A 693-nucleotide genomic window follows, 5' to 3' on the forward strand; every position below is an offset into this window, starting at 1 on the left:
GTACCGTACCATAAAGAAAGCTTTGTTTGTTCAAAAAAATTGCGCCTTTTGAACCACTCAGGGTTCTGCTGGGTGATGCTAAAATTTATGTCGAAGGCTTCACTGCCTGTTTGATTCGTGTAGTTGCCAGTGGGAATTTTAAGTGTAGCGTTGTATTGAGTATCGGAGATTTCTTTCATTTTCCATGCGAATGAAACCTCGGTGTCACCCCATGAAGACGCTTCCCGCTGAAAAGATAATACCTGCTGATTTTCAGAATAGAGTGTCCAGTTGAACCTATCGTGTTGCTTATCGGAGCGGCCATTTTGTGGAAGTGCTAATGCATCATGGAAGTGGAAAATAAATCGATCACCTAAACCGCCGCCATGTTTTATCCAGGACGCGTCTACCAGAATGCGAAGCTGTTGAGAATATTGGTATGAAACTGTGTTTCTAAATCTCCAGGTTTCTCCGTCTATGCGAAAATAGTCGCCATTTTTATCTGTAGTGCTGATGTAATTGGTGAGCGAAGCGTCTGATTGTAAATGAATCGATCCGATTTGCTCATTTGGGTAAAAGCTAGCTCTTGGGAGAGAGAAAAGCATAGCAATAGGGCTGTTGTTTCGAGCGTCTATTGTCTCGCTATTATAGGTTTGTGCAGCTTGTAATTGAGAGCTAAAAAGCACGATGTAGCAAAGGGTAGTAAGTATAGAG

General features: G+C 42.3%; 1 protein-coding gene. It reads right to left on the minus strand.

Features of this window, described 5'->3' with window-relative positions; genetic code table 11:
* The coding region (locus tag A3757_RS20140) for a DUF3187 family protein (protein ID WP_231878332.1) at positions 1 to 665 on the minus strand (665 nt) is incomplete at its 3' end.
* Between the last annotated feature and the right edge of the window lie 28 nt (positions 666 to 693).

This window comes from Oleiphilus sp. HI0117, assembly GCF_001635235.1.